The organism is Halobacillus sp. B23F22_5 (assembly GCF_043497085.1).
Taxonomy (GTDB): Bacteria; Bacillota; Bacilli; order Bacillales; family Halobacillaceae; genus Thalassobacillus.
The window spans coordinates 89,433-116,286 of the sequence record NZ_JBIEKI010000001.1; the positions used below are offsets into that span (position 1 = coordinate 89,433).

General features: G+C 42.5%; 23 protein-coding genes and 1 tRNA gene. 20 read left to right on the forward strand and 4 right to left on the reverse strand.

Annotated elements, in window-relative coordinates; all coding sequences use genetic code 11:
- Positions 1 to 10: 10 nt before the first annotated feature.
- The 4 genes from rpsF to serA all read left to right on the forward strand — a co-directional run bounded on the left by rpsF (position 11) and on the right by serA (position 3,538).
- Positions 11 to 301, forward strand: a complete 291-nt coding sequence (rpsF, locus tag ACGTN9_RS00470) for a 30S ribosomal protein S6 (protein ID WP_085506616.1) — start codon at positions 11 to 13, stop codon at positions 299 to 301.
- Between the two features lie 12 nt (positions 302 to 313).
- The gene (gene ssb, locus ACGTN9_RS00475) at positions 314 to 808 is read left to right on the forward strand and encodes a single-stranded DNA-binding protein (protein WP_499589465.1); all 495 of its coding nucleotides are present in this window, start codon (positions 314 to 316) and stop codon (positions 806 to 808) included.
- A gap of 24 nt (positions 809 to 832) precedes the next feature.
- Complete coding sequence (gene rpsR, locus ACGTN9_RS00480) at positions 833 to 1,060, forward strand: 30S ribosomal protein S18 (protein ID WP_028784459.1); 228 nt, start codon at positions 833 to 835, stop codon at positions 1,058 to 1,060.
- A gap of 891 nt (positions 1,061 to 1,951) precedes the next feature.
- Positions 1,952 to 3,538: a phosphoglycerate dehydrogenase gene (gene serA / locus ACGTN9_RS00485; RefSeq protein WP_499590475.1), complete on the forward strand. Its 1,587-nt coding sequence runs from the start codon at positions 1,952 to 1,954 to the stop codon at positions 3,536 to 3,538.
- 48 nt (positions 3,539 to 3,586) lie between these two features.
- Here the strand turns inward: serA and ACGTN9_RS00490 are convergent, their stop codons facing one another.
- Complete coding sequence (locus ACGTN9_RS00490; RefSeq protein ID WP_499589467.1) at positions 3,587 to 4,402, reverse strand: histidinol-phosphatase HisJ family protein; 816 nt, start codon at positions 4,400 to 4,402, stop codon at positions 3,587 to 3,589.
- Positions 4,403 to 4,627: 225 nt separating this feature from the next.
- Here ACGTN9_RS00490 and ACGTN9_RS00495 point away from each other — a divergent pair, with 225 nt between their 5' ends.
- The 4 genes from ACGTN9_RS00495 to dnaB are packed head-to-tail and all read left to right on the forward strand — an operon-like array spanning position 4,628 to position 9,436.
- A complete protein-coding gene (locus ACGTN9_RS00495; RefSeq protein ID WP_499589469.1) occupies positions 4,628 to 5,587 on the forward strand; it encodes a YybS family protein in 960 nt (319 codons plus the stop codon).
- Positions 5,588 to 5,620: 33 nt separating this feature from the next.
- Positions 5,621 to 7,597 carry a DHH family phosphoesterase gene (locus ACGTN9_RS00500; protein WP_499589471.1) on the forward strand — a complete coding sequence of 659 codons (1,977 nt, stop codon included), beginning with the start codon at positions 5,621 to 5,623 and terminating at the stop codon, positions 7,595 to 7,597.
- Positions 7,594 to 8,040: a 50S ribosomal protein L9 gene (rplI, locus tag ACGTN9_RS00505; protein WP_028784454.1), complete on the forward strand. Its 447-nt coding sequence runs from the start codon at positions 7,594 to 7,596 to the stop codon at positions 8,038 to 8,040. Before ACGTN9_RS00500 ends, rplI begins: the two co-directional genes overlap by 4 nt.
- A gap of 37 nt (positions 8,041 to 8,077) precedes the next feature.
- Complete coding sequence (gene dnaB / locus ACGTN9_RS00510; RefSeq protein ID WP_499589473.1) at positions 8,078 to 9,436, forward strand: replicative DNA helicase; 1,359 nt, start codon at positions 8,078 to 8,080, stop codon at positions 9,434 to 9,436.
- 37 nt (positions 9,437 to 9,473) lie between these two features.
- Here the strand turns inward: dnaB and ACGTN9_RS00515 are convergent, their stop codons facing one another.
- Positions 9,474 to 10,013, reverse strand: a complete 540-nt coding sequence (locus ACGTN9_RS00515; RefSeq protein WP_499589475.1) for a GNAT family N-acetyltransferase — start codon at positions 10,011 to 10,013, stop codon at positions 9,474 to 9,476.
- 359 nt (positions 10,014 to 10,372) lie between these two features.
- On the opposite strand from ACGTN9_RS00515, the gene ACGTN9_RS00520 reads away from it, so the two are divergent.
- From ACGTN9_RS00520 to ACGTN9_RS00570, 11 genes are all read left to right on the forward strand, one after another.
- Entirely contained in the window at positions 10,373 to 11,665 is a 1,293-nt protein-coding gene (locus ACGTN9_RS00520; RefSeq protein ID WP_499589477.1) for an adenylosuccinate synthase, read from the forward strand.
- A 522-nt stretch (positions 11,666 to 12,187) separates the two neighbouring features.
- Positions 12,188 to 12,260: transfer RNA gene (locus ACGTN9_RS00525), tRNA-Phe, on the forward strand.
- A gap of 322 nt (positions 12,261 to 12,582) precedes the next feature.
- Positions 12,583 to 14,025, forward strand: a complete 1,443-nt coding sequence (locus ACGTN9_RS00530; protein WP_499590477.1) for a peptidoglycan DD-metalloendopeptidase family protein — start codon at positions 12,583 to 12,585, stop codon at positions 14,023 to 14,025.
- 157 nt (positions 14,026 to 14,182) lie between these two features.
- The gene (gene yycF, locus ACGTN9_RS00535) at positions 14,183 to 14,887 is read left to right on the forward strand and encodes a response regulator YycF (protein ID WP_093042187.1); all 705 of its coding nucleotides are present in this window, start codon (positions 14,183 to 14,185) and stop codon (positions 14,885 to 14,887) included.
- Positions 14,888 to 14,893: 6 nt separating this feature from the next.
- Positions 14,894 to 16,720 (forward strand): cell wall metabolism sensor histidine kinase WalK, encoded by a 1,827-nt coding sequence (gene walK, locus ACGTN9_RS00540; RefSeq protein ID WP_499589479.1) that lies wholly within the window; start codon positions 14,894 to 14,896, stop codon positions 16,718 to 16,720.
- A complete protein-coding gene (locus tag ACGTN9_RS00545) occupies positions 16,717 to 18,060 on the forward strand; it encodes a YycH family regulatory protein (protein ID WP_499589481.1) in 1,344 nt (447 codons plus the stop codon). The genes walK and ACGTN9_RS00545 overlap by 4 nt, the downstream gene beginning before the upstream one ends.
- The gene (locus ACGTN9_RS00550) at positions 18,041 to 18,955 is read left to right on the forward strand and encodes a two-component system regulatory protein YycI (protein ID WP_499589483.1); all 915 of its coding nucleotides are present in this window, start codon (positions 18,041 to 18,043) and stop codon (positions 18,953 to 18,955) included. The genes ACGTN9_RS00545 and ACGTN9_RS00550 overlap by 20 nt, the downstream gene beginning before the upstream one ends.
- Positions 18,956 to 18,975: 20 nt before the next feature.
- Positions 18,976 to 19,773 (forward strand): MBL fold metallo-hydrolase, encoded by a 798-nt coding sequence (locus ACGTN9_RS00555; protein WP_499589485.1) that lies wholly within the window; start codon positions 18,976 to 18,978, stop codon positions 19,771 to 19,773.
- Between the two features lie 82 nt (positions 19,774 to 19,855).
- Entirely contained in the window at positions 19,856 to 21,079 is a 1,224-nt protein-coding gene (locus tag ACGTN9_RS00560) for a S1C family serine protease (RefSeq protein ID WP_499589487.1), read from the forward strand.
- A gap of 376 nt (positions 21,080 to 21,455) precedes the next feature.
- On the forward strand, positions 21,456 to 21,767 hold the full coding sequence (locus ACGTN9_RS00565; RefSeq protein WP_499589489.1) for an MGMT family protein: 312 nt from the start codon (positions 21,456 to 21,458) through the stop codon (positions 21,765 to 21,767).
- 48 nt (positions 21,768 to 21,815) lie between these two features.
- Entirely contained in the window at positions 21,816 to 22,658 is an 843-nt protein-coding gene (locus tag ACGTN9_RS00570) for an MBL fold metallo-hydrolase (protein ID WP_499589491.1), read from the forward strand.
- A 136-nt stretch (positions 22,659 to 22,794) separates the two neighbouring features.
- Here the strand turns inward: ACGTN9_RS00570 and ACGTN9_RS00575 are convergent, their stop codons facing one another.
- On the reverse strand, positions 22,795 to 24,213 hold the full coding sequence (locus tag ACGTN9_RS00575) for an alanine/glycine:cation symporter family protein (RefSeq protein WP_499589493.1): 1,419 nt from the start codon (positions 24,211 to 24,213) through the stop codon (positions 22,795 to 22,797).
- A gap of 208 nt (positions 24,214 to 24,421) precedes the next feature.
- Complete coding sequence (locus ACGTN9_RS00580; protein ID WP_062443511.1) at positions 24,422 to 24,619, reverse strand: cold-shock protein; 198 nt, start codon at positions 24,617 to 24,619, stop codon at positions 24,422 to 24,424.
- A gap of 469 nt (positions 24,620 to 25,088) precedes the next feature.
- Between ACGTN9_RS00580 and ACGTN9_RS00585 the strand changes: the two genes are divergently transcribed.
- Positions 25,089 to 26,846, forward strand: coding sequence for a glycoside hydrolase family 3 protein (locus tag ACGTN9_RS00585; RefSeq protein WP_499589495.1), 1,758 nt, complete (start codon positions 25,089 to 25,091; stop codon positions 26,844 to 26,846).
- Positions 26,847 to 26,854: the final 8 nt, after the last annotated feature.

Sequence of the window (26,854 nt, forward strand, 5' to 3'; positions counted from 1 at the left end):
GTGAAAACGGATGAGAAATTATGAAATCATGTACATCATCCGCCCAAACATCGAGGAGGAAGCTAAAAGTTCACTAGTTGAGCGTTTTAACGGCATCCTTACTGATAATGGCGCGGAGGTTGAAAAAGTTGAAGAGCTAGGCAAGCGTCGTCTTGCTTATGAAATCAACGACTACCGTGACGGTATCTATGTAACCATCAACTTCAAAGGTGATCGTGACGCTATCAATGAGTTCGATCGTCAAGCGAAGTTCTCTGATGATATTATCCGTCATATTGCTGTACGCGAAGATGATCAATAAGGAGTGATTCTGATGTTAAATCGTGTCGTATTAGTCGGCAGATTAACGAGGGATCCGGACCTACGCTATACACCAAACGGGGTGGCAGTTGCCAACTTCACCATCGCGGTCAATCGTCCTTTTTCCAACCAGCAAGGTGATCGTGACGCTGACTTCATCAACTGTGTCGTTTGGAGACGCGCTGCCGAGAACCTCGCGAACTTCATGAACAAAGGAAGCCTCGTAGGTGTCGATGGAAGATTGCAATCCCGGAGTTTTGAAAACCAGGAAGGAAAGCGTGTATTTGTCACAGAAGTTGTGGCAGACAGCGTACAGTTCCTGGAAACCAAAGGTTCTTCTCAAGGAGGAGGACAAGGTTCATCTGGATTCCAGCAAAATCAGAATCCTCGTCAAAATGACTTTGGTGCAAACCAAAACAATCAAAACAACAATAACAACCGAAATGATGACCCATTCGCAGATAATGGGGAACCAATAGATATATCAGACGATGATTTACCATTCTAAAATCAAGTAAGGAGGGAATGTCACATGGCACGTCGCGGTCGCGCAAAGCGCAGAAAAGTGTGTTTCTTCACATCGAACGGAATTACACACATCGATTATAAAGATGTTGACTTGCTAAGACGTTTCGTTTCTGAGCGTGGAAAAATTCTTCCTCGCCGTGTAACTGGAACTTCTGCTAAGTATCAACGTAAATTGACTAAAGCAATCAAGCGTGCTCGTACGATGGCTCTATTGCCATACGTAACCGAGTAAGCATTCAAAACCTCTGACGAAGGATCCATCCTTCTGTCAGAGGTTTTTTATTTTTTTCTCTGTAAAAATCTCATGGTTCATCTTACAGTTAAGCTCCCTTTGGTTGAAAACTCAGTTTCGAGATAGTGGGGCCCGTTACCATAAGAGTAATGGGATGGTTCGAGAAACGACTCGCTTTCCTGCGGGGGACCAGGCAAGCTTCCTCGGGCTAAAGCCCTGTGGGATCTCGCCTAGATCCTTCTCCCGCGGGAGTCTCGCCGTTTCCCTTCCCATCCAACCAGTTGTAATAAACGAACCCTTCAAAAAGAGTAAGAATGTAGTTGAAACCTTCATGTTGACGCATTTAAAAAGGATATAAGGGCGCCAAAGTCTTCTTTCTATCATGGTCGATTTCCATAAGTGTGATTTCGAGAATTTCCTATTATGGCAAGGGGCGTAGGGAAACGGTGAGACTCCTCGAAAATGCTACGCATTTCCTTCGTGCGTGGGTTAAGTCAGGATGAAAATTCAAAGTCCTGTGGGAGTTGAGTGATAGATGAGGCCCCGCAAGGCGAAGCCTGAGGAGACTCAGCACACGCCCACGGAAAGCGAATCGTTTCCCGGAGTCCCTAATTCCAACAATATCTCGAAATCAAGTCTTCGACTTTTCGGTCCTTTAATTGAAAAAGCCTCTTATGAATTCGATACTATCACCGACGGCATCGGTGGGGGATTTTTAAAATAAAATATTAAGTGGTGCAATGAAAACAATGTAAGCGCTTAGAAAGTGTTAGTAATTGTTTGAATAGATTGACAAATAGGGAGGGTTTGTTAGGATAGAAAATATTATTCACTTTAGTGATGGAAATTACTGAAGGGAAATTCGGTACAGGTATGAAAGGAGACAGGCAAATGAGTTTTCGTGTGTTGATTTGTGACCCCCTAAGTGAAGAGGGCCTCACACCATTGAAGAATGCAGAGGATATCGAGGTCATCAATACCCCGGGGATGCAGCAGGAAGAACTTTTGGAAAAAGTGAACAATGTGGACGCTTTGATTGTCCGAAGTCAAACGCGTATTTCCCGGGAAATTGTCGAAGCGGCGCCTAACTTGAAAGTGATTGGCCGTGCAGGCGTCGGGGTGGATAATATCGATTTGGATGCAGCAACCGAGCATGGAGTGATTGTCGTCAATGCTCCAGATGGCAATACCATCTCTGCTGCCGAACATACGATGGCAATGCTTATGTCTTTAGCTCGCAATATACCTCAGGCCTACAACCTGTTACGTAAAGATAAATGGGAACGAAAAGCGATGATTGGGGTCGAACTGAAAGATAAGACCCTTGGTATCATCGGTCTTGGCAGGATTGGAGCAGAGGTAGCCCGCCGTGCGAAAGGTCAGCGTATGAATGTTATTGCCTATGATCCCTTCCTGACAAAAGAAAAAGCCGAAAAAATGGGTGTCGATTACGGTAGTGTAGAAGACGTGCTACAAACAGCTGACTTTATTACGCTCCATACACCTTTGATGGAAGAAACGAGACATATGATCGACCGGGAGGCCTTCCAGCTGATGAAGCCTTCAGCGAGGATTATCAACTGTTCACGGGGCGGTATCATAGACGAAGATGCCCTTTATGATGCACTTATAGAAAAGCAGATCGCCGGTGCTGCTCTGGATGTATTCGAAGAAGAACCAGCAATCGGCCATAAGCTGCTGGAATTGGATGAAGTCATTGCTACGCCTCATTTAGGTGCCAGTACGATTGAAGCTCAGGAAAATGTCGCTGTTGACGTCAGTAAGGACATCGTTCATATTTTGCGTGATGGTAATGCTCGTAACCCGGTGAATATCGCCTCTGTTTCGGAAGAAGTTATGGATCAACTGGCTCCGTATTTCACTTTGTCAGAGAAGCTGGGCCAATTTATATCACGTTTGACCAGGGGAGTATTAGAAAAAATCAATATTTATTATGCCGGTGAATTGGTAGACCACCAAACCAATCCACTGACAAGAAATACGGTGAAGGGAATTCTACGGCTTCATCTGGGGTCGCGGATTAATGAGGTTAATGCATTTATGGCAGCTGATGAACGAGGAATTATCATAAATGAACAAAAGACTACCCACTCCCGTGGATTCACTAACCTGATTACCGTAGAAATCCAGACCAATGAAGAGACAAGGTCAGTTTCTGGGACGTTATTGAACGGGCTTGGGCCTCGGATTGTAAAGCTCGACCAATATTCTGTCGATGTACTGCCTGCGGGAAACCTTGTAGTCATACGCCACCATGATAAGCCAGGGGCCATTGGTAAAGTCGGTAATTTATTAGCTGAAGATGATATTAATATAGCAACCATGCAGGTTGGACGTACAGATCTCGGCGGACACGCGGTGATGGTTTTGACTGTCGATAAGCCGCTCGAGGAGGCTTGTACCAATAAAATCAGCCAAATGGAGGAAGTTCGACAAGTCCATAGTTTACAATTATAAAAAATACCCACCTTGGAGGATACCCATCTCCTCTTTGGTGGGTATTTTTTAGTCTAATGGAACAGTTTTAGAAGAACGCTGAGAAAAAACATGAACTTCCTCATAACCGGCCCAGCGTGCCAGTTCGATAGATTTGTCATATTTATAGCCGATATGGTCCGGTTTATGAGCATCCGAGCATAAAACGATCCCTACCCCGGCTTCGTAGCATTTTTTCAATAATACAGGGTCCGGGTAAATTTCTCCCACAGGTTTTCTAAGACCGGCTGTACTTATTTCAATACAGGTTCCTGACTCTGCGAGTGCCTTAACTGCCCGGTCATATTGTTCGTGCAGGAAGTCTTTATCGTCCGGCCAATAAGAAAATATTTTAATCAAATCGATATGGCCGACAAAATCAAATAATTTCGATTCAGCAAGCGTGACGACCTGGTCGAAATATTGACGGTATGCTTCTTTGATATCCCGCTTTTCGTATTCTTCACGGAAAGTAGCCAGGTCGATTCCCCAATCGCCAATCCAATGGACAGAACCGATGACATAATCAAAAGGATGAGCTTCAATGAATGCTTCCATTTCAGCTTCTTTACCTGGCGTATAGTCCATCTCAATTCCCATTTTCACAGAGAGTCCCTCGTCTTTCGCCTTGGCAAATAAAGCCTGGTACTCTTTAAAATCAAGACCGCGACGGTTATCTATCCAGGGGTTGGATATAATATTCTTCGTTTCATTAAAGAAATAAGCATGTTCGGATATTCCTAATTCCTCAATTCCTTCTTTTTGAGCTTTAGCAAGATATTCTTTTAAATATTCCGTTGAAAAATCGCCTGTCTCATGCATATGTACATGATAATCTGTCCGCATGGTTCTCCTCCTCTGAGTTTTGGGTTGGACTAATCTTATCAAACTATTAAATTCACAGCAAAGGCAATGGAAATAGTTTTAGGTTAAACCGAAATGCGAGCTAACGAGTAATTGTGTATTTAGTTATTGTAATAAGAAGAAACGTGTTAGAATGAAAGGGTACTTTAATCACGGGGATGTACATCAAAAGATATAGAATATAACTGTTTGTAGAGAGAGAATGGAGTGTCATGGAAAATGATGGGGTCCAAACAAATTACAGATGGGGCTTTAATGACCGGTGTTTATCTGATAATGTTATTGATAAACGTTTTTGTCCCGTTTGTAGGAATATTGGTATTTTTTGCTTTACCTGTTCCTTTTATCATATATAGTTATCGTCATGGTTTAAAACCAGGTATTTTCATGGTGTTAACTGCTGTCATACTTTCTTTGTTGGTAGCAACGATTTATTCCTTGCCAATTACCCTGATGGCCGGAGTAGGAGGACTATTTACCGGTATGTCCCTCAATAAAGAGCGTTCAGCATATGAAACGCTGGCTGTTGGGACCGTCGGATTTCTATTAGGTTTAGTATCTGTCTTTCTGGTGACTCAAATGTTATTTGGGGTCAATTGGATCGATGAAATCAACACGATGCTGGATGAATCCTTTGCGATGACAGAGGGAATGATGAGCAGCTTTCTCGGTGAAAATGAAGCTACGGAAGAGCAAATGCAGGCACTTCAAGAGCAAGTGAATCAATTTCCTGATATCATACCAAGCCTATTCGCGATCATGGCACTAGGACTGGCGTTCATCAGCCAGTTACTGAGTTATAAAATTGTGAATCGTATGGAACAAAAGAAACTGAAGTTCGCTAAATTCAGAGACTTTAAATTACCGACTTCAATATTATGGTACTATTTTTTTGGTATGATTTTCACGTGGATCAATACCGATTCAGAAAGTATGGTATATCTGGCAGCAATTAACATTTTTATTGTCACCGGCTTATTGATTGCCCTCCAGGGATTTGCTTTTATTTTCTACTACACCCATGTAAAGAAGCTTTCCAAAGCTATCCCTGTTGTTACTATTATTTTAACCATACTTTTACCAACAGTTCTGCTTTATCTTGTAAGAATCTTAGGTATAATTGATTTAGGATTTTCGTTGCGTAATCGCTTGAAAGAAGATAAATGAATGCGTGGATATTGATTGTAGGAGCTGACATTCATGACGAAATTAGTTAAAAAACCAAAGATAAGCAGACACTTTTGGATCATTTATTCGCTGTCCATCGTTTTGCTTGCTTTTATTTGGTATTACCAATGGTCGCTCGGTTTATTGATGACCCTGCTCCTGACTGCCTCCATTTATTATACAGTCCGGGCAGAACAGAACATGATCAATGAAACCGAGGAATACATCACCACGCTTTCCTACCGGGTGAAAAAAGTCGGCGAGGAAGCGTTATTAGAGATGCCACTGGGGATCGTTCTGTTCAGTGAGGAATATCGCGTGGAATGGACGAATCCTTATATGAATGATTTTGCCGGTGATGAAGAGACATTGGTTGGTCAATCGCTCCAGGATTTATCTGACGACTTGATCACTTGTATTAAAGAAGATAAAAAGGAAGCATGGATCACTATAAAAGACTATGAGTTCCAGGTTTTTATCAAAAAAGATGAACGCCTGCTATACTTATTCGACCGTACGAAGCAGACCGAGATCCAGCATCTTTATCAAAATGAACAGACGGTGTTATCGATCATATTTCTGGACAACTATGAAGAAATTACGCAGGGTATGGATGACACTGCTAAAAGTCATCTTAACTCACAGGTTACCTCCATTCTCAATAAGTGGTCGAACGAATATGGGATTTATCTAAAGAGAACATCGCAAGAACGCTTTTTAGCAGTGATGAATCAAGAGATCCTGTATCAATTGGAGAAATCCAAGTTTGAGATATTGGATGAAGTACGGGAATTGATTTCCAATCAAAATGTCCCGTTGACGTTGAGTTATGGAATTGGCGTCGGCCCTGTCAGTTTGCCTGAACTAGGGGAATTGGCCCAGTCAAGTCTTGATCTTGCTTTGGGTCGAGGCGGTGACCAGGTTGCTATCAAGGATGATACGGGGAAAGTCCGTTTCTATGGCGGAAAAACAAACCCGATGGAAAAGCGTACACGTGTACGTGCCAGGGTCATTTCCCATGCTTTGAAAGAATTGGTCAAGGAAAGTGACCGTGTTTTAATTATGGGACATAAAGCACCTGATATGGATGCTGTCGGTGCGGCAATCGGGATTTTGAAGATTGCCCAGGCGAATGATAAGGAAGGCCATATCGTAATGGATGAAGATGAAATCGATACAGGCGTCGATAAAATGATTGAAGAAGTGAAAGATGATGAGGAACTATGGGCGAAGTTTATATCACGGGAAGATGCCATGGATGTGGTCACGAATGAGACCCTGCTTGTAGTGGTCGACACCCATAAGCCTTCGATGGTAGTAGAAGAAAAACTCTTGAGTAAGACAGAGCATGTGGTAGTGATCGACCACCATCGCAGAGCGGAAGAGTTCATTTCTGATCCGACTCTTGTCTATATGGAGCCTTATGCTTCCTCTACTGCTGAATTAGTGACGGAATTATTGGAGTACCAGCCGAAGAAACTGAAGCTTTCAATGCTGGAAGCCACAGCCTTGCTGTCAGGAATTATTGTCGATACCAAGAGCTTTACCTTGCGTACTGGATCGCGTACGTTTGATGCTGCTTCCTATCTGCGTTCCAAAGGTGCGGATACCGTCCTGGTACAGAAGTTCATGAAAGAAGACTTAAATGTCTACGTGCGCCGCAGTCAATTGATTGAACGAGCATCGATTTATAGAGATGGAATCGCCATCGCTACTGGAAATGAAGGTGAGTCTTATGGTCCAGTATTGATTGCGCAAGCGGCAGATACCTTACTGACAATGAGTGGTGTCGTTGCTTCCTTTGTCATATCGGAACGAAAAGATGGCCGTATCGGTATCAGTGCCCGCTCGCTTGGAGATGTCAACGTGCAGGTGGTCATGGAACGCATGAACGGCGGTGGTCACCTGACAAACGCCGCTACTCAACTTGAAGATACCACCATAAGCGATGCAAAGGCATTGTTACAGGATATCATTGATGAATATTTTGAAGGGGGAACATCAGAATGAAGGTTATTTTTACAGAAGACGTAAAAGGGAAAGGTAAAAAAGGCGAAGTGAAAAATGTCTCTGATGGTTACGCACGTAACTATCTGTTGAAAAATAATCTGGCTAAAGAAGCGACTCCTGGCAACATGAAAGAACTAAAAGCAAAGAAAAATAAAGAGAAGCAACTTGAACAGCAAGAATTAGAAGAAGCAGAAAAGCTGAAGGAAACACTAGCTGGTCTGGAAGTGAAATTAACAGCTAAATCCGGTGATGGCGGACGTCTATTCGGTTCGATTACGAGCAAGCAAATTGCTGATGAACTGAAGAAGACCCACAAAATCAAAATCGATAAACGTAAAATCGAATTAGATAACCCGATTCGCACCCTTGGTTATACCAATGTTCCTGTAAAGCTCCATCCGGAAGTTACAGGTACGATCAAGGTGCACGTGGAAGAACAATAATGCCATCCTTTTTTTCTTCTAAAGGGAGGAACAGCATGTGAGTGAATTATGGAACGATCGCACCCCGCCTCATAACGTCGAAGCCGAGCAGGCGGTCCTCGGTGCGATCTTTTTAGAGCCTGAAGCTATGTCGAGTGCAGCAGAAAAGCTTTTGCCGGATGATTTTTACCGGGCAAGCCACCAGCGTATCTTTGAAGTGATGTTAACTTTATCGGACAGAGGGGAACCGATTGATCTTGTTACCGTGACAACCGCCCTATCCAATGCCAAAGTGCTGGAGGAAGTCGGCGGTGTCTCTTATCTGAGTGATTTGGCAAACTCCGTCCCGACTGCTGCTAATATTGAATACTACGCTCGGATCGTCGATGAAAAAGCGATACTGAGACGATTGATAAAAACAGCGACAGATATCGTAACTACCGGCTATTCGGATGAAGAAGATGTCGATAGTGTCCTGAATGATGCTGAAAAGAACATTCTTGACGTTTCCCAACGGAAAAACTCGGGAGCATTCAAGAACATCAAGGATGTCTTAATCGATGTTTATGATAATATCGAACAGCTCCACAATAATTCGGAAGGTGTGACCGGTATTCCTACGGGTTACCGTGATTTAGATAAAATCACCTCCGGTTTCCAGCGGAATGATTTAATCATCGTCGCTGCCCGCCCTTCTATGGGTAAGACGGCATTTGCGTTGAATATCGCTCAAAATGTTGCGATCAATACAGAGGAAAACGTAGCGATTTTCAGCCTTGAGATGGGAGCGGATCAGCTTGTGTCCCGTATGCTTTGTGCAGAAGGTAATATTGATGCCCAGCGGCTCCGTACCGGAAGTCTTGAAGCGGAAGATTGGGGCAAGCTGACGATGGCGATGGGAAGTTTGTCTAACGCAGGTATATACATTGACGATACACCAGGTATCCGGGTCAGTGATATCCGGTCGAAATGCCGGCGTCTGAAACAAGAGAATGGGCTAGGGATGATATTGATCGACTATCTCCAGTTGATTCAGGGGAGTGCCAATTCCAAAGAAAACAGGCAGCAGGAAGTTTCCGAGATTTCCAGGTCCTTAAAAGGACTAGCCCGTGAACTGAATGTGCCCTTAATCGCTTTATCCCAGCTTTCCCGTGGGGTAGAATCGCGTCAGGACAAACGGCCAATGATGTCTGACCTTCGTGAATCAGGAAGTATCGAGCAGGATGCCGATATCGTTGGTTTCTTATATCGTGAAGACTATTATGAACAAGAATCAGAGAATAATAACATCGAAATCATTCTTGCTAAACAGCGTAACGGCCCGGTCGGTACGGTAGAGCTTGCATTTGTAAAACAATATAATAAGTTCGTGGATCTTGATCACCGTTACCAGGAGAGCGATATACCGCCAGCCTGATTAAAGGGTAAGTCCAAGCTGTAAAAAGCTGCTGGACTTACTCTTTTTCTTTTTGTTGCAAGTGGAAAAGAAGCTTAGACAGGTCCTTCCACCCATACGCGATTTCAATCAAGTCTTCGCCTGCTAAGGTAAGCGTTTGTTCTGCTACTGGGATTCCTCCGATAGCTTCATAGAATGGTCGGGAAGGGTTATCCCTTAAAGCCCAGATTAACAGCGAAGAATGGCCGTGAGCACGCAGTTTTTGCAGCAGTTGAAGGAGAATTGCTTTTCCTATTCCCTGACGTTGATAAGCACTCAGAATATAAATTGCGTAAACTTCCCCTGTATAAAATGGATGGCCTTCTCGTTCTTTTCCACCGCTGATAAATCCTACGATTCCATCTTTCTTATCTTCCGCTACATAAATCAGGTAACCCGGGTCCTCTACCATTTTAGTCCATCTGTTTTTCCGTTCTTCGATGGATAAGTTTTCAAGGAATGATCCAGGGACTATCTCTTTATATGTCGATCTCCAGGTGGAAACCTGAACATGGGCGATGCTTTCTGAATCATCAGGAGTGGCATTTCTGAACTTCATTTCTTCCTCCCCCTTAGTTGTATCTTTCCAATAGTTTACCATAATCATCCAATAAGCATATATTTACGATATAGCCAATATCGAGTGAAAAAAGCCAATTAATCGGATATTTAGCCATTATATTTAAAAATCAGTCAATAAATCCTGTATTTGACCAATAAAAACCTGTACTTAGATAGCTATTATATAGCGGGCTTATGTCAAAAAGTGTCATAATGTTTAAGTAAAATCACGAACGAATATTTTTAATGTATATTTAATGTTCGGTTATTGCATTGACTAATCCCTATTCTATTGGTAAACTTACGATTGTCTAAAGAAAATATAACAATAAATTTAATGATTGGCGGAGGTGCCTTATGTCTTCAGTAGTTGTAGTAGGAACCCAATGGGGAGATGAAGGAAAAGGTAAAATTACGGACTTTTTATCACAAAACGCCGAAGTAGTTGCTCGTTATCAAGGCGGTAATAATGCGGGTCATACAATTAAGTTTGATGGTGTGACGTATAAATTGCATCTGATCCCATCTGGAATTTTCTTTGAAGATAAAGTTTGTGTGTTAGGAAATGGAATGGTAATCGATCCAAAAGCACTGATAACTGAACTGGAATATTTACACGATAAGGGTGTATCAACGAATAATCTGCGAATCAGTAATCGTGCTCATGTAATTCTTCCATATCATCTAAAGTTAGATGAGTTACAGGAAGAAGAAAAAGGCGCCAACAAAATCGGGACAACCAAAAAAGGAATAGGCCCTGCTTATATGGATAAAGCGGCCCGTGTCGGCATTCGTATCGCAGATTTAATGGATAAGGATGCTTTTCATGAAAAGCTTGCGCTAAACCTGGAAGAAAAGAATCGTCATTTTGAGAAGTTGTATGAAACAGAGGGAATCAATGTAGAAGATATCCTCGAAGAGTATTACGAGTATGGTCAGCAGATTAAGCAGTATGTCTGCGATACTTCCAAAGTACTGAATGATAACCTTGATGAAGGTCGCCGTGTTTTGTTTGAAGGGGCTCAAGGGGTAATGCTCGATATCGACCAGGGTACCTATCCGTTTGTTACTTCTTCTAACCCGATTGCGGGTGGGGTGACCATCGGTTCTGGTGTCGGTCCTACTAAAATCAAGCATGTCGTTGGTGTTTCAAAAGCATATACAACCCGTGTCGGTGATGGACCGTTTCCTACGGAGCTTAAAGATGAAACTGGTGAACAGATCCGTGAAGTAGGACGGGAGTACGGTACAACCACTGGCCGGCCACGAAGAGTGGGCTGGTTTGATAGTGTGGTAGTACGTCATGCCCGCCGTGTTAGTGGTCTGACAGATTTATCTTTGAATTCGATTGATGTATTAACAGGTATTGAAACGTTGAAAATCTGTACAGCCTATCGCTACCAAGGTGAGATTATAGAAGAGTTCCCGGCAAGCTTGAAAGTACTGGCGGAATGTGAGCCTGTCTATGAAGAAATGCCAGGCTGGGAAGAGGACATCACAGGAGTGAAAAGTCTTCACGAGCTTCCGGCCAACGCCCGCCATTATGTGGAACGTATTTCCCAGTTAACTGGTATTCCATTATCGATTTTCTCTGTAGGTCCAGATCGTTCCCAGACAAATGTCGTACGCAGTGTATACAGTGCAGATTAAAGTTTCTACTAAAGAGAGTTGACTGTTATGTCAGCTCTTTTTTTGTAGTCTAGGAAATTATAAAAAATTATGTTTGTGGATAATATTTTGCTGTGGGTCGCATCCAGCTCCAGCGCCTACCCCCTCGAGGTCTTAAGTCAATCCTCTCTGTGACAAAAAACGTCACGGCGAGGCTTGACTTAAGCTTGTCGGGGGTGAGCAAGGCGCTTGCGCTTTTGTTCTTGGATAATTATGTTAAACTATAGGAGTTATGAAAAACTTTACTACAAAAAAGACGAAGAAAAGAAGGGAGTGGCAAGGTGAGTATTGTTAGTGTTTTATTAGGCGTCGGTATTGTAATTCTATTTCTTGTTATATTAGCAGTAGGCTCAGCGCAAAAATGACAAGGGCGTTATAACGCTTTTTACTAAATTAAAGGGAATTATAAAAAAACTATTGCTATCATGATTATACTTGTGATACGATTAACCACGTTGTCGAAAGCAAGCGAGTTTTGTCACTTAATTGAATAAACTAGATTATGGCTTGGTAGCTCAGTCGGTAGAGCAACGGACTGAAAATCCGTGTGTCGGCGGTTCGATTCCGTCCCAAGCCACTGCGAAAAAGAGGTCTGAATATGTTCAGGCCTCTTTTTTGCGGGTTGAAAAAGAACTGTAACAAGAATGAAAAATATTCCGACAATTATCCGCATGAACCTTGAGATATCAACATTCTCACTAACATTAAAATTAAGCTAATGTTGCCAATGTTACCGTTATCTACCATGGATATTATAAGTGTATTACAAATGCAGGTTTCCTGTTTCGACACCCTTCTACACTATGATAGATTAATAAAGTGACAAAATTATTAAGCAATTTAGAGAGAGATAGATAGAATAATTGACTTGGTAAAGCTTAGGAGGATTTAACGTAGTGATGGGAAAAGGTTTTAACGAAAAGCGGAGGTCGAGCAATTCGAGTTTTTGGGGAAAGTTAATTGTTGCATTTTTGTTCAGTTTAGCACTTTCGGTAAACCCTTCTGTGCAGGCTGAGGGTGAACTCTCCACAATCTATCATGTTTATGTAGGAGATGACTACATAGGTGCTGTAGATGAGAAGAAAATGGTCGAAAGTAATATTGAAGATCGTATCGAAAAAGCACAAGAAAAATATGAAGATATGACACTTACAACTTCTAATGAAGTAAATTTCATTGCAGAGAAACTGTTTGAACCCTCCCACAATAATGATGAAGTAACTGATGAAATCAATAACGAATTGGCGATTCAAGCAGAAGTTTTCACCGTAGAAGTAGATGGTGAAGTAGTCGCGTACCTTCCTTCTAAAGAGAAGGCTGAAGAAACGGTTCATCAATTTAAAATGGAATACATGGATGAATCTACCCTCGAAGAAGCAGAATTAAACATGAAAAATGATAAAAATCTGGATGTTAAAAAAGGAGACCCTGCTGTAGTAGAAGTTTCCTTGTCGAAAGAAGTCACTCATTCCAAAGATAATGTGGACCCAGAAAAAGTTTCTACCGTAGACGAAGCAGTCGAACTCTTGAAATCTGGTAAAGAAGTCGAAAAAGAGCATACCGTAGAAAAGGGAGACACGATAAGTGAGATAACAAGTGAGTATGATCTGACTGAAGAAAAATTCAAGCAGCTTAACCACAATATTGATAATTCAAACGATCTGGAAGCTGATGAAACATTAAAAGTGGCCGAACAGCGTCCTTACTTGGAAGTCATCGTGAAAGAAGAAGAAATTAAGGAAGCTTCGATCGCACATGATACGGAAACGAAAAGCACAGACGACTTATATAAAGGCGAGACAAAAGTAGAACAAAAAGGCGAAGATGGTAAAAAGGAAATCCATTATTCCGTAACAAAAGTAAATGGAGAAACAACGGAGACCAAAAAGCTAGATGAAGAAACGGTAAAAGAACCAGTCAAAGAAATCATCTTAAAAGGCACTAAAGAGAAGCCTGCTACCGGTGACGGCACATTCTCCTGGCCTGCTGTCGGAGGCACGATCACCAGTAAGATGGGACAGCGTTGGGGTAAAGCTCATAACGGTATCGATATTGCCGGTGTCAGTGACAGAACCATCAAGGCAGCAGACGGCGGTGTTGTCACTTATGCTCAGTTCAATAGCGGAGGCTATGGGAACCAGGTGAAAATCGATCATAAAAATGGGTTTGTGACCACCTATTCTCACATGAGTTCGTTAAGTGTCAGCAAAGGACAAAAAGTAGCTGCTGGTGACAAAATTGGAGTGATGGGCACCACAGGGCAATCTACAGGAGTCCACTTGCACTTTGAAGTGCATAAAAATGGTTCACCGGTAAATCCTTTAAGTTATGTATCGAAATAAAACTACAATATGTTGAAAAGATAGCCGCGCGCAAGTATTTGCAGCGCGGCTATGTTATTGTAAGAGTAAGTCTTTGGCTTAAAAAGACAATTCATTTAAAATGAGTTAAAATAAACTAAAGTAACACAAACTTGGATGGAAAAGGGATGTGTAATGAATGAGTCAAAAAATATTAGTTGTAGATGATGAAAAACCAATTGCTGACATTTTGAAATTCAACTTAGAAAAAGAAGGCTATACCGTAGTATGTGCTTATGATGGCGATGAAGCGATCGAGCTGGCTGATCAAGAAAATCCTGATTTGATTTTACTTGATATCATGCTTCCAAATAAAGATGGTAATGAAGTTTGCCGGGAAGTCCGGAAAAAACACAACATGCCGATTATCATGCTGACAGCCAAGGACTCAGAAATCGATAAGGTCTTAGGACTTGAGCTGGGTGCTGATGATTATGTGACCAAGCCGTTCAATAACCGCGAACTGATTGCAAGGGTCAAAGCGAACTTGCGCCGCCGCTTCCAGGAACCTGAAGACACAGCCACTCAATCGAAAGATATCAAAATTGGCCGTCTGGTCATTCACCCGGACGCCTATACAGTAACACGCGATGGGGACTACATAGAGTTGACTCATCGTGAATTCGAACTGCTTCATTATCTGGCTAGACATATTGGACAGGTCATGACCAGAGAGCACTTGCTGGAGACAGTTTGGGGTTACGATTACTATGGCGATGTCCGTACCGTAGACGTAACAGTAAGAAGACTAAGAGAAAAAATTGAGGAGAGCCCTAGTAATCCTACTTGGATCGTCACACGCCGCGGGGTAGGTTATTATTTGCGTAATCCAGAGCAGGAGTAGTTTTTAATGAATAAAGTCGGTTTTTTTCAATCTGTGCGATTAAAGCTTATCCTTGTTTATATTCTGCTCCTTTTGTTAGGGATACAAGTGATCGGAGCTTATTTCGCACAGAATTTGGAAAACAATTTAGAACAAAACTTTAAAAACTCAATCAATGACCGAGTTCAATGGCTTACTTACAGTCTTACCCAGGCCTTTGAGAATGATCAGACGGATGATGAGGTTTCATTAGAAGAAGAAGTCCAGGGAATACTAGGTGACTTTGACAGCAGTGATATCCAGGAGCTGTTCGTAGTGGATAAAAACAGCCGTATCTTAGCTACCTATGGACAGCAATATGACCAGCAGGATAATGTTGGGCAAAAAACCCGTGATTCCCTTGTGCAAAGTACATTATTGTTAGGGGATCCAAAGGATAAAATCTTTGTTGACGAAGACAATGACCGAATCTTTGTGCGGACTTTCCCGATTACCGTAGATGATGAAACCGTAGGAGCCATTTACCTCAGAGCCAGGATGAATGAGATCTATACGCAGATGAGTGAAATCAATGGGATATTTGCTAAAGGGACATTGATCTCCCTGACCATCACTGCTCTGCTTGGGATTCTAGTTGCCAGGACGATTACACGACCGATCACAGAAATGAGGAAACAAGCCAAAAAAATGGCTGCTGGTGACTTTTCTCAAAAAGTAAATGTGTATGGTTCCGATGAGATTGGTCAATTAGCAGTCACCTTCAATGATTTAAGTGATAAAATTCAGCTTGCTCAAGCCACCACAGAAGGTGAGCGAAGGAAGCTTAGTTCCGTATTGTCTAATATGTCGGATGGTGTTATAGCAACCGATCGTCTCGGAGCTATCACGTTGATGAACAAGCCAGCATCGAACCTGATTGGCCAAAGCTTTGATGATGTGCAAGGCCAGTCTTTGTTTGATGTATTAGATCTCAATGACCAGATTTCCGATATTTCAGAAGTACAGGATACCGGTTCAATGCTGGTCGACATGAGCACCGACGAACAGTATATGGTGTTGAAGGCTAACTTTTCTTATGTGTTAGATGAACGACAGAATATGAATGGATTTATTACAGTGATCAGTGATGTGACGGAGCAGGAAAAAGTCGAGCGGGAACGCAGGGAATTTGTTTCGAATGTCTCCCATGAATTGCGCACGCCTTTGACTACGATGAGAAGTTATTTAGAAGCGTTGACAGATGGAGCCTGGACGGATAAAGAGATTGCTCCAAGGTTTTTAGAAGTAACTCAAAATGAAACAGAGCGAATGATTCGCCTGGTCAATGATTTGTTGCAATTATCTAAAATGGACAGCAAGGGCCATGAGTTGTTCAAAGACCGTGTAGAATTCATTGAGTTTTACCATCACATCATCGACCGTTTTGAGATGAACAAAGAGGAAGGCATCACTTTTGAAAGAAACCTTCCTAAGGAAACGGTATACGTATGGATGGATAAAGATAAGATCACGCAGGTCATGGATAATATCATTTCCAATGCCATCAAGTATTCTCCCGAGGGAGGAACCATCCGCTTCAGGACACAAAAATTCCATAATAAACTTCAGATTAGTGTTTCGGATGAAGGTATGGGGATTCCAGCTGAAAAAGTGGACAAGATTTTTGATCGCTTCTATCGTGTCGATAAAGCTCGAACGCGGAAACTCGGAGGCACAGGTCTTGGCCTGGCTATTGCCCGGGAAATGATAGAAGCTCACCATGGTCAAATCTGGGCAGAGAGCAAGGAAAACAAAGGGACCACCGTCCACTTTACATTGCCGCTTGTGAAGAAGAAGCGGAGGGGTAACGCATGAATTTTGAAACCTTAAAATCTATCATATTGTTTATTTTAATTATGCTCAGTTTGTTTTTGACGGTAGCTTTATGGAACTATCAGCCCAGTCATGACAGGGTAGAAGAAGATATGGGAGTAGACACGGATGTCGGTGGACTGGAACAGACGATGACCGATGTAGTCCAGCCGAGTAACATCGTCTTTCATAATACGGCCGGCGATTACGGTTTTACAGACTCACAGGATGAAGCGCTTTTCTATCAGCAAATGCAAAACTGGACACTTTATAACTTTGAGCCTGGCGAGAGCGGTTTTCCGGAAGGACAAATTATGACAGAAATAGTATTTCCGACAGGATTGCCGGTAAAACTCCTCACGAGCATTTTTACAGTGAGTGAAGAGGAGCAAGGGATCGGTTTAGCGGCTGGAAACTTTAAATACATGGTATTTGTACTGGATGAAAGTACAGAATCAATTACTTCAGTACGATTCATCTCAGGGGATGGGGAAAATGTGATTCGTGCCCAAGTACAGGCTACGGATGCTTTTGCCGATTTAATCTCCCAACATCGGTCTTTAGAAAATAAACAAGAACTTATTAAGTTTGAAAATAAAAATACGCGTATTTTTATACCGAAGAATGAAGTAACGATGACCGACCATTTTATTTCTGTGGACCCTGTTAAAGTTGAACCTTTATTAAATGCCCTTTTTGATGATGTCTCCCGTGTGAAAAAAAGTAAAAGAAGTGATGAGACAACCAGCTTTTCCGATTATGACAGTGAGATGATTATAGCGGAAGATGGAAAAAGCATGAAGTTGGAGAGGGCTTTATTTGGAAAAGGGACAATGCTGAATGACTATGAACTGATTACAGAAAGTATGGCAATGGTTAACAACCATAAAGGATGGACCGATGATTATAATCTGTTCGATTTAACCGATCATCAGGCTTCATATCGAATGATTTACGATGGAGTCCCTGTTCTATCGCCAAGCCGTTTATCAGAGATAATGGTCCAGTACCGACAGGAAGAGTTATACAGGTATAAGCGACCCTTGACTGATATTGTAGAAGTATATGCGCAAGAAGAGGAAGAAAGGGAGATTGTACTGGAGTCGGGTGAAAGAGTCTTAGATGTATTGGAAAACAATCCATCCATTAATCAAAATACAATCCAGGATATCTCCATCGGGTACCGGTTAATTCCTTCTAACCCTGGAAACCAGAACATTTTTTATACCTTGATGCCTGCCTGGTATGTCAAGCAAAATGGAAAATGGGAAAATATTAATGAAAAGTTAGACACGGTCCAATTATCGAAAGGAGCGGATCAGGATGCAATGGGGTCAAATTAAAACATTATTTATCCTAAGCTTTCTGATCCTGGATCTCTTTTTGCTGCAGCAGTTTTTAACTAAAACAGATGGTGCCGAGCTCGAACAACTGGATGAGAACACTTCTGCCGCAGAACAGTTAAGCCTTGAAAATATTGACACCTCTGAGATACCTGAAGAACAGCCTCCTATGGCTTTCATTAATGGCAGGAGAGCCGATTTCTCTGAAGAAGATGTGAAAGCTCTTGAGAATATGGAGGGCATAGATCCTAACCTGTATAAAGAGAATTCACTTTACGTAAAATTCGATAAACCTATTCCAGTTGAGGCTGAGGATGCGGGCGAAGAAATTATGGATAAGGTAGAGGATTTTGTCATCTATGATGATCAATATTCCTATTGGGGCAAAAATGACGAGCATCAGGTTATTTTATTCTTTCAAAAAAACAACAATAGTACGATTTATTTCAATGAAAGCGGCTTACTGATGTTTTTAGTTGAAGAAGGAGAGATAACTGGATATTATCAAACCAGGCTTGGGGATATTGAAAAAGAAAGCGAGAAATCTGAATTACTTCAGCCTATTCAAGCTGTATATCAGTTATATGATAATGGAGAGATTACCTCGGAAGATAAAATTACTGACATGGTAGTAGGCTACCATTCTCAAATCCAGGGTGATTCCAATGGTATACAAGTGTTCGCTCCGACATGGAAGATTACAGTCAATAATAAAGACATCCATTTTGTTACAGCGACCACCGAAGGAAGAATCCTGGAAGAAAATGAAAATGAATTTATTACGAAGGCACTGGAAACTGCAGGGGTTGGGAGATCGCAGGATGATAATCAAGCAGAAAGCGTTCCAGAGCCGGAGGCCGAATCTGAACAAGAGACGGATAATAATAATGAATAATATAGATGGAGGGTCGATGAATGACCTTACGTTTTAGCGTGTTAGCTTCAGGAAGTACTGGAAATGCTTTTTATATAGAGACAGATCAAGAAAAGATTTTAGTAGATGCCGGATTAAGCGGCAAAAGGATCGACCAGGCGATGCATGATATCGGCATCAGCCCAAAAGAACTGACAAAAATTTTAGTTACCCACGAGCACAGTGATCATATCAAGGGATTGGGTATCATGGCGAGAAAATATAATTTGCCGATTTATGCAAATGAGAAAACGTGGCATGCTATGGATGGTTCCCTTGGTAAACTTACGCTCGATCAAAAGTTCCATTTTGGGATGGAAGAAGTGAAAAGCTTCGGTGACCTTGATGTTGAATCTTTTGGGGTTTCTCATGATGCCGCAGATCCGATGTTTTATACATTCAGGCATAATGGGAAAAAAGTTTCTCTGGTCACCGATTTAGGGTATGTATCTGAACGTATTAAAAAAACAGTAGAAGATGCGGATGCCTATATTTTTGAATCGAATCACGATGTCGAAATGTTGCGTATGGGGAGATACCCGTGGAATACCAAACGGAGAATACTTGGTGATTCCGGTCATGTTTCTAATGAAGATTGTGCTCTTGCCTTGACTGATATCATAACTGATCGAACAAAGCGTATTTATTTGGCCCATTTAAGTCAAGATAACAATATGAAAGATCTTGCTCGTATGTCTGTCAGCAATGTGCTGAAGGAAAGAGGATTTGAAGTGGGGTCTCGTGTAGAGCTCCATGATACAGATCCTAAACAACCGACGCCTTTATATGTAGTTGGGTGATTCTAACGTTTTTGCTGAAAACATTCTAAAGGTTGTACGGATATGGATATTCCAATACAAATAGAAAGGAATGGTGGAGCAAATGGGTTATTATGATGACCATTCTCCGCAGACAAGACAGCAAAAGAAGAAAAAGAATTGGGTCATGCCTACTATCGTAGGAATTGTTCTGGGTGCTGTACTGGTGTTATTGGCACTTCCGGCATTAATACAGTCTAATTTACTCCCCTATGATATGACGATACCTGAGGATGAAAGTGGGCTTGTGGATGAAGACCAGAACTTATCAGGCACAACGCAGAATGTTGAGGTAGATGTTACCACCCAGGTTACAGAAGTGGTTGAAAATGTTGCGCCTGCTGTTGTAGGGGTGGTCAACATGCAATCCCGCTCTAATTTTTGGCAGGAACAAGAAGAAGGAGAAGCGGGTACAGGCTCCGGGGTCATTTATAAAATTGATGGGGATACGGCCTATGTGGTCACCAACCACCACGTCATCCAGGGAGCCGATAAAGTAGAAGTAGCGTTAGCCGATGAAACCAGGATTACTGCTGAAATCGTCGGGAGTGATTTATTTACCGATCTGGCGGTTTTAAAGATGCCTGCCGACCAGGTTGAAAAAGAAATCCCTATCGGTAAGTCGGAAAATATCAAAGTGGGTGAGCCTGCAATTGCGATCGGCAGCCCATTAGGTTTACGTTTTTCCGGGTCAGTTACAAAAGGAATTATCAGTGGGAAACAACGGGCGATCCCACAGGATTTCAACGGCGACGGACAAGCAGATTGGCAGGCTGATGTCATTCAAACAGATGCAGCCATCAACCCTGGGAACAGTGGAGGCGCATTGATAAATATTGAAGGACAGCTGATTGGAATCAATTCGATGAAAATTGCACGTTCTGCGGTAGAAGGGATCGGTTTCGCTATTCCAATCGACGAAGCTAAACCGATTATTGATGAGCTGGAAAGTGAAGGAAAAGTCACACGCCCATTCCTTGGAGTGGAAGCTTACTCGATTGCTGATGTACCTAAGAGCGAAAGGCAAAACACGTTGCAGCTGCCAGAGGAAGTGGACGGTGGCGTATACTTACGTTCGGTAGAGCCTATGTCGCCTGCTGCGAAAGCTGGATTAGAACAGTTGGACGTCATTACACAACTGGACGGAGAGCCTATTCAAAATATTATTGAACTTCGTCAGCACCTTTACCACGAGAAAAAAGTCGGAGAGGAAATGACAGTAACCTATTATCGAAATGGGGAACAACAAGAAACTACGGTAACCCTAGCCGCACAAGAAGATTTTTAAGCCTAACCAGAGCTGTCTCTTTATAAAGAGGCAGCTTTTTAAGTATAAAAAATTATCCACAAGTTGTGGGTATCATGAGGATAAATGGTATATATATAGTAGCGAACATAAATTCTTATACTAAATAACTGGTATGACCTGTGAATATGTGTATAACATCTGTGTATAACCTGTTTACATCGTAGAATATCGTGTGTATAAATGAAAATCAACACCCATTGTTAATAAATCTGTGGACAATTGTTAGTAACTCTCAGAAAAATTAAAAACTTTACACATGTGGATGTGTTATTATTAGCAAATAATGCTTTAGGATAACGATTTTTTATTAAATTGTTATCCAGTTCTACTCAAATTGAAATTTAAGGAGGCTTCCATGGAAATATTCACAAAAAAAGTCATTCACCTTATCTCATCTATTCCCGAGGGGAGCGTGATGACCTATGGGCAAATTGCCAAGCTTGCCGGCAGCCCACGCGGGGCAAGACAGGTTGCACGTATTCTACATACATTGAGTCGAAAATATAAGCTTCCCTGGCACCGTGTGGTCAATGCGAAAGGTCAAATTGCCAGTCGGGATGAAGAAACTGCGGAAGAGCAAAGAATACGCCTGGAAAGTGAAGGGGTCAGGATAGAGAATGGACGTTACGTTGATTTGATTGAATATCAGTATCATCCTCAGGTTTAATAAAATTGGTTTTTAGGAAGAGAATAATTAACAATGACTAAGGAGGGAATGAGAGTGAAGGATAGATTGATACCAGTAACTTCTGTAAGAAGCGGCACCGAACAGCCTTTGACCCCCGATATCCACTGCCTGCCGATCCAGGTAGTCAACGTTTGTTTTGTCGGAAGTACAGCGCACCCGCAGGATTGGGTGCTGGTCGATGCTGGCATGCCTAAATCTGCTGACGAAATTTTAGCGACGGCTCAGGAGCTTTATGGAGAAAATAACAGACCGAAGGCAATCATTCTTACACATGGCCATTTTGACCATGTAGGAGCGGTTGAAGAGCTGGTAGAGCATTGGGGTGTACCCGTTTATGCCCATGAACTGGAAATGCCTTACCTTACTGGTGAAATGGACTATCCGGAGCCGGACACCAGTGTCGAAGGCGGCATGGTAGCAAAAATGTCACGGATGTTCCCGAATGAAGGAATTGATCTTGGAGCTAATGTTCATAAGCTTCCTGAGGATGGGACGGTACCATTTATGCCTGGCTGGCGATGGGTCCATACACCAGGCCACACCCAAGGACATGTCTCCTTGTTCCGGGAATCTGATCGTTCACTGATTGCCGGCGATGCTTTTGTAACGGTAAAACAAGAATATTTATTCAAAGTATTGACCCAAGAGCAAGAAATCAGCGGTCCGCCTCGTTATTTGACTACGGATTGGACGACCGCCTGGGAGTCAGTTAAGAAGTTGGATGCACTGAAACCGGAACTGGCTGTGACTGGACACGGACTTCCGATGAGTGGGGAGGAATTAACGGAAAACCTCGCTAGACTGAATCGGGATTTTGATAAAATAGCCATCCCTGATCATGGTCGCTATGTTGATGAAGACGAAAAATAAGCCGGGCGCTCAGCGCCCGGCTTATTTTTGTGTAGCGAATATATTGGAAAAGTCGTATATAGTAGTGGTGAACTCACAAATATATCGACAGTTCCGCAAATAAACAACAATTTCGCTTATAAAATTTTGACCTGTCTCAGTTTGTGTCTTTGGCTTCATCGCTGAATAATTTGACGCGAGGTTTACCACCTTTTCCGCGATAGACACGTTCAATATAATCCTCTGTAATTGCTTTGATTTCTTTGTGCATGAACAGCACCGGGAAGATGTTGAACAACACCGCCGCTGCCAGCAGTAAATCAAGGAACTGCCAAACGAACTGCAGACCGCCGATAGCGCCTAGATAAATGGAAATGACATAGAGGACACGCATCCCTTTAGAAGCCCTCAAACCAAATAAGTACTCTGCCTGTTTTTCTCCGTAGAAGATGATGACACCTACTGTTGTCAGTACGAAGAATAATAAAAAGATGGCGACAAACGCCCCTCCGAATTGTTCACCGAAAACATCAGCAAATGCGATATTTACCATGTTGGAGGATTGATCGGCTCCAACTTCTTTCCAGGCTCCGGAAGACAGGACAGTCAGTCCGGTTACCGTACATATGACAATTGTGTCGACGAAGACACTGAAGATTCCCCATAGCGCCTGTTTACTTGGATGATCGGTCTGAGCTGCAGCGTGTGCCACTGGTCCAGTCCCAAGCCCTGCTTCATTGGAATACAGTCCTCGCGCGATACCCCAGCGGATAGCCTGGGCAATTCCGGCGCCTGCAAATCCACCGGCGGCGGAAATAGGAGTGAAAGCGTGGGTGAAAATAAGGCCGAAGATACTTGGAATTGTTCCGATGTTAGCAAAAATTACGATGAAACAAATTATTAAGTAAGACAATACCATTAAAGGGACCAGTTTATCGGTTACTTTTCCAATGCGTTTAATTCCCCCGAATACAATGATTCCGATCAATATGGTTATAATAATCCCGGTAATCCATACCGGCCAGCCGAACGCGCCTTGCACTTGTGTGGTAATCGAATTGGATTGGACCATGACACTCGGAATGATTTCAATCATTAAAAAGAAGGCGAATAAGGCCGCGATTTTGTTCCAGCCTAATCCTTTTTTTATATAATACTGTGGGCCGCCTACCCATACTCCTTCTTTATTCAATTCGCGATATTTTAAACCGAGCAGGATTTCCGAATATCTTGTGGCCATCCCGATCAAAGCGACCATCCACATCCAGAACAGTGCACCTGGGCCGCCTAACGCAATAGCCAGTGGAACCCCGACAATATTTGTTGCTCCTGCAGTAGAAGCTAAGGCAGAGGTGAAGGCCTGGAATGGCGTGATGGTTCCTTCGTGTTTATTCTTCTTGAATATTTGTCCGATTGTACGCTTAAGTACATGTCCAAAAAAACGAAATTGGAAAAAATTCAGCCGGATCGTCAGAAAAACTCCACCTACAATAAGAATGAGGGCTAATACATAAGTCCAAAGGAAGTTAGAGATGTTTGCTACTCCTGTTTCAATCAGTGTCAGCAGATTATCCATTACGTAAGCTCCTCCCAGAAAGTCGATGATTAATAGTTGCTTACCCGTTTTCTATATTGGTAAAGCGTTACATTTTTACCAGCATAGGAGGGACAAAAAGAAGGAAAAGAGCTTTATGAAAGGTTGAAAGGTAGTACTTTTTAAAAATGAGAAGATTTTGGACACAAAAAAAAGGACCCCTGTATAGGAGTCCTTTTTGTAACGTCAATTACTTTTGAACGTTAGCAGCTTGAGGTCCGCGTTGACCTTCTTCGATATCGAAAGTTACTGCTTGGCCTTCTTCAAGAGTTTTGAAGCCTTCGCCTTGAATAGCAGAGAAGTGAACGAATACATCGTCTTGTCCTTCTACTTCGATGAAACCGAAACCTTTTTCTGCGTTAAACCATTTTACTGTACCTTCTACCATTGGTAATTCCTCCTGCGTGGCTGTGCCACATTGTATTACTCTTCTTGCTCTTCATATTCATTCAAGACGAAAACATTTTCTTCTTTCACTCATATCCGAACAATAATAAGTGCTCTAAGCATAGCACCTTGATGCAGGAAAAGCAAGCTTTGCGCCCAAAAACTTTCACATTAGTGGGATTGCGACAGGATTCGATTCCATTAGACATAAAGAAGCCACTAAAAAATAGAGGTTCTTTGGTGGATGCAGTGAAAGGATTCTATTTACAGCAATTCCTCCATTCGTCATATTTTTTGCCTGAACCTTAGTGCTTAAGCAATGTGTTAATTGTATGAATTTAACATTTATCGTTAATTGGTATAGACCTCTATGCTGCACCCTTGCTATTCTGATTTTGAATATATCTGCAAAGGAGGGTTAGGGATACCGCTGGAAATTCGTTTTATAAAATAGAATGGAGGTCTTCAAGTTGAAAAAAGTATTAGCTTCACTTAGCTGTTTCATGCTTGTTTTTTCACTTTTGATTCCTGCCGCTGCTGCTAAGACGACTCCGAAAGAATTTCACCAGCCAGATCCTCAATCTGAAAAGGCACAAAAAGGAATGATCAAGCGTATCATCGCACAAATGACGGATCGGGAGAAAATCGGCCAGCTGGTAATGCCTTCTACCTTTGATAATGGAACAGGTATGCCAAATGAATTTACAAAACGAGCGATTCAGGAGTATAAAGCCGGATCTGTAATTGTATATGGAAAGCGTACGGCGGATCATCAGGCAGCCTACAATAACCAGCTGCAGGAATGGGCGGCAGAAACAGATAAGGGCATCCCACTTATCATCTCCGCTGACTTGGAATACGGCGCGTCCCAACGTGTACCGGAAGATGCTACTACTTTTCCTAGACAGATGGGAATCGGCGCAACGAACAGTATAGAGAATGCAGAGCTTGTGTCCCGTATAACGGGAAAAGAAGCGAGAGCGATGGGCTTTAATTGGAATTACTCTCCTGTTGCTGATGTGAATACGAATCCTGAAAATCCAGTAATTGGAGTTCGTTCCTTCGGAGAAGACACAGACCTGGTAGCGAAAATGACAGCTGCGCAGGTAATAGGAAACCAGCAAGAGGGCGTCATGGCTTCAGCGAAGCATTTTCCTGGCCACGGCGATACAAGTGTCGACTCTCATTATGGAATAGCACGGGTTTCGTATGATCGTGAAACATTGGAGGATATCCACCTGCCTCCTTTTCAAGCTGCAATTGATGCGGGTACTGATTCCATTATGACTGCCCATGTCATTGTCGATGCGATCGATCCGGAACTTCCTGCTACCTTATCGAAAAAAGTACTGACAGGCCTTTTACGAGAGGATATGGGATTTGATGGCTTGATTGTAACAGATGCGATGAGCATGAAAGCCATTGATGATCACTGGGGAGCAGGCAACGCTGCTGTTCTTGCTATCAATGCCGGGGCTGATATCATCATGGCTACAGGAAACCAGGCAGATCAGATAGAAACTTTTGAAGCGTTATATGAAGCTTATCAAACGGATGAAATTACCAAGAAGCGGGTCCATGAATCCCTGGAACGGATTTTAGCTAAAAAGTTTAAGTACAATTTATTCGATGAGCGGACAGTAGATCCGGAAGAGGCTCTCGATATCACTCATACCCCTGCTCATAAGCAAGCTGCATCCAATATAGCGATCAACTCCATGACATTGCTTAAAAATGAAGGAGTGCTTCCTTTTAATAATCAATCGGAGGAAACAACATTAGTTGCCGGAACGAGATATATTGAACAAATTGCAGAAAAGGTGGAGGAAAAATCAAATGGCGAGGTCTTGAGCTGGTCGTCTTCAAGCGCAAACCCTGACGCGGCTCAAATTCAGGAGGCGGTCACACTGGCAGAGGAAGCGGATCGGATTATTGTACCGACGTACTCAGCAAGCGTGCTGCCAGAAGGACAAGCTGACTTAGTGAAAGAACTTTATGATACCGGTAAGCCTGTGGCTGTCGTTTCACTAGGCCTGCCATATGATATCAAGGAATTTCCCGATGTAGATGCTTATTTAGCTTCGTATGCACTAGATAGGTGGGGTACAGCGAACCCGACTGCCTGGACTGGAGCTGTCGCTGTTATTTTTGGTGAAAATCCAGGTGGCAAGCTGCCAGTAAATATCGAAGGTTTGTACCAAATAGGTTCAGGATTATCTTATGAATAACCCCTAAG